Here is a 3,277-nt window from a genome sequence, read left to right on the forward strand (position 1 = left end):
ACCCGGAGGTCACGCTCGCCCCGGCGTCGTCGGCCGCTCAGGCGAGCGGCTGGACCTGGGGTTCGTCGACCGCCGTCCCGGTCAGCACCGCGACGACCAGCGGCGCGAGTGCACGGAAGGCCTGGCCGCGGTGGCTGATCGCGTTCTTCTCCTCGGCCGACAGCTCGGCGGCGGACCGGGTCTCGCCGTCGGGCAGGAGGATCGGGTCGTAGCCGAAGCCGCCCTCACCGCGCGGGGCCGACAGGAGCGTGCCGCGCATCTCGCCCGTGCGCACCCACTCTCCCCCGTCGGGCGTCACGAGCGCCGCCGCGCACACGAAGGCCGCCGCGCGGTGCTCCGCCGGGACGTCGCCGAGCTGCGCGAGCAGCAGGTCGAGGTTCGCCCGGTCGTCACCGTGCCGGCCGGACCAACGTGCGGAGAAGATCCCCGGCGCACCGCCCAGGACGTCGACCGCGAGACCCGAGTCGTCGGCCACGGCCGGCAGTCCGGTCGCCGCAGCGAGGGCACGGGCCTTGATGAGCGCGTTCTCGGCGAACGTCACGCCGTCCTCGACAGGTTCCGGAGCACCGACCTCGCGCGCCGAGACCACGGCCTGCGCAGGCAGGTCCAGGCCGGGCTGCGCGGCCAGGATCGCCCGGAGCTCGCCCAGCTTGCCCACGTTGTGGGTCGCCAGGACGAGCCGGGCCCCCGCGGGGACGCTCACGCCGGACGCGGCGCTCACCGCGACGCCTCGTCGAGCGCGAGCTGCTGGATGATCGCGAGCTCGGACGTGCCGCGCAGGGCGAGGTCCAGGAGCACGTCGAGCTCGGTGCGGTTGAACGGCGCGTGCTCGGCCGTGCCCTGCACCTCGACGAAGTCGCCCGATCCCGTGACCACGACGTTCATGTCGGTGTCCGCGCGCACGTCCTCGACGTAGGGCAGGTCGAGCATGGGGGTGCCGTCGATGATGCCGACGCTCACCGCGGAGACCGAGTCCGTGAGGACCTTCTTGCCGCCCTTGATCGCCCCGTGCTTCTTGCCCCAGGTCACCGCGTCCGCGAGCGCGACGTACGCGCCCGTGATCGCCGCGGTGCGCGTGCCGCCGTCGGCCTGCAGGACGTCGCAGTCGAGCACGATCGTGTTCTCACCGAGCGCCGAGACGTCGATGACCGCGCGCAACGAGCGCCCGATGAGGCGCGAGATCTCGTGCGTGCGCCCGCCGATGCGTCCCTTGACGGACTCCCGGTCGCTGCGGGTGCTGGTCGCGCGCGGCAGCATCGAGTACTCGGCCGTGACCCAGCCCTGCCCCGAGCCCTTGCGCCAGCGCGGCACGCCCTCGGTGAACGAGGCCGCGCACAGCACGCGCGTGCGCCCGAACTCGACGAGCACGCTGCCCTCGGCGGCGTCGAGCCAGTTCCGGGTGATCGTGACGGGGCGGAGCTCGTCGGGCGTTCGACCGTCCGCGCGGACGGTCTGGGAGGTGGAGGCTGAAGTCATGGAGCCAGCCTATCCGGGCCTCAGAGCGTGAAGACCCGACCCGTCGCCGCGAGGTCGACCGGGCCGGCGTAGACCGCCGTGGCCTCGTCGCGAGCAGCCTGCTTGTCGTTCCAGGCCGGCAGGTGCGTGAGGACCAGCCGCCGGGCACCGGCCGCCGTCGCGACCTCGCCCGCACGCCTGCCCGTCAGGTGGATGCCGCGGTCGACCGCGTCGTCCCGCCCTTCCTGGAACGCGGCCTCGGCCAGCAGGAGATCGGCGTCCCGTGCGAGCTCGACGACGGCGTCGCACGCGTCGGTGTCCCCCGTGTAGGCGAGCGTGACCCGCTCGCCCGGGACCAGGCTCGACGGACCCGTGACCCGCACCCCGTAGGCCTCGACCGGGTGGTAGACCCGAAAGGGCTCGATCGTCAGGGGCCCCACGGTGACCACCTGGCCCGGCTCCCACGCCCTGAACGCGAACTGGGACTCCATGGACTCCCCCGCCTCGAGGCCGTAGGCCGCTCCGATGCGCTCAGCCGTGTTCGACGGCCCCCAGACGGGCAGCGCCCCCGCGCCGTGTGCGTCATCGGCGGCAGACGTCGTGGCCGCAGCGGCCGCCCGGTCCGGGTGGTACTTGAGGTAGACGTACAGCCCGCACACGTCGACGAAGTGGTCAGGGTGCAGGTGGGACAGCCCGATCGCGTCGAGCCGGCGCGGGTCGACGAACCGCTGCAGGGCGCCCAGCGCGCCGTTGCCCATGTCGAGCAGAAGGTTCCACTCGCGCCCGTCCGGTGAGACGTCGTCGGGCACCTGGACGAGGTACGAGGAGGCCGGGGACTCGGGACCCGCGAACGAACCCGAGGAGCCGATGACGACCAGGCGCATCAGACGGCCTCCACGAGCGAGACCTCGGGCCCGAGGAAGCGGCGCGCGAGCTGGTCGAACGGCTCGGCGCTGCCCGTCGCCCGGAACCGGTGCTGGGGGGCGCCCGCCTCGCGCGAGCGCTCCAGCCCGTGCGCGACGAGCGTGCGGTACACGTCCTTCGCGGTCTCCTCGGCGCTCGAGACGAGCGTGACCTCCTCGCCCATGACGTAGGAGATGGCGCCGGTCAGGAGCGGGTAGTGCGTGCAGCCCAGGACCAGCGTGTCGACACCCGCCGCACGGATCGGGGCCAGGTACTCGTGCGCGATCTCGAGGACCTCGGGCCCCGACGTCACGCCGGCCTCGACGAGGCGGACGAACTCCGGGCACGCCTGTGAGGTGAGCCGCAGCCCGGGGGCCACCGCGAACGCGTCGTCGTACGCACGGGACTCGACGGTCGCGCGCGTCCCGATCACCCCGATGTTGCCCGTGCGCGTCGCGGCGACCGCGCGGCGGGCCGCGGGCAGGATCACCTCGATGACCGGCAGCCCGTAGCGCGCCGTGTACCGCTCCCGGGCGTCGCGCAGGACCGCGGAGGACGCCGTGTTGCACGCGATGACGAGCATCTTCACGCCCTCGTCGACCAGCTGGTCCATGATCGAGAGCGCCATGGCCCGGACCGCGGCGAGCGGCTTGGGCCCGTAGGGGCTGTTCGCCGTGTCACCGATGTACAGCAGCGACTCGTTCGGCAGCTGGTCGAGGATCGAGCGGGCGACCGTGAGGCCCCCGACTCCCGAGTCGAAGATGCCGATGGGTGCGTCGTTCACGGGGACGAGCCTAGTGCCGGGTCGCAGGAAAGGGCGGTCGCGCTGCCCGCACAGGCCTGTGGGACCGACCACAAGCATGCGTCGCGGCACGACGAAGGGCGCCGCACGAGTGTGCGACGCCCTCGGTCCCAGCCC

The 3,277-nt window shown here is 73.3% G+C and carries 4 protein-coding genes; all 4 read right to left on the reverse strand.

The features are described from left to right. Window positions 1-37: 37 nt before the first annotated feature. The 4 genes from rdgB to murI are packed head-to-tail and all read right to left on the reverse strand — an operon-like array spanning window position 38 to window position 3,142. Window positions 38-703, reverse strand: coding sequence for an RdgB/HAM1 family non-canonical purine NTP pyrophosphatase (rdgB, locus tag ACFRCR_RS17870; RefSeq protein ID WP_377679452.1), 666 nt, complete (start codon window positions 701-703; stop codon window positions 38-40). A gap of 14 nt (window positions 704-717) precedes the next feature. Continuing rightward, window positions 718-1,476, reverse strand: a complete 759-nt coding sequence (gene rph, locus ACFRCR_RS17875; RefSeq protein WP_191788891.1) for a ribonuclease PH — start codon at window positions 1,474-1,476, stop codon at window positions 718-720. A 20-nt stretch (window positions 1,477-1,496) separates the two neighbouring features. Beyond that, window positions 1,497-2,339 (reverse strand): MBL fold metallo-hydrolase, encoded by an 843-nt coding sequence (locus tag ACFRCR_RS17880; RefSeq protein ID WP_377679450.1) that lies wholly within the window; start codon window positions 2,337-2,339, stop codon window positions 1,497-1,499. Next, window positions 2,339-3,142, reverse strand: a complete 804-nt coding sequence (gene murI, locus ACFRCR_RS17885; protein WP_030151552.1) for a glutamate racemase — start codon at window positions 3,140-3,142, stop codon at window positions 2,339-2,341. The genes ACFRCR_RS17880 and murI overlap by 1 nt, the downstream gene beginning before the upstream one ends. Between the last annotated feature and the right edge of the window lie 135 nt (window positions 3,143-3,277).

Source organism: Oerskovia sp. NPDC056781 (genome assembly GCF_042789955.1).
GTDB lineage: Bacteria > Actinomycetota > Actinomycetes > Actinomycetales > Cellulomonadaceae > Oerskovia > Oerskovia rustica.

Coding starts and splice junctions, on each gene's coding strand:
- rph (WP_191788891.1), bottom strand. CDS start 1,476: ATGACTTCAGCCTCCACCTCCCAGACCGTCCGCGCGGACGGTCGAACG.
- ACFRCR_RS17880 (WP_377679450.1), bottom strand. CDS start 2,339: ATGCGCCTGGTCGTCATCGGCTCCTCGGGTTCGTTCGCGGGTCCCGAG.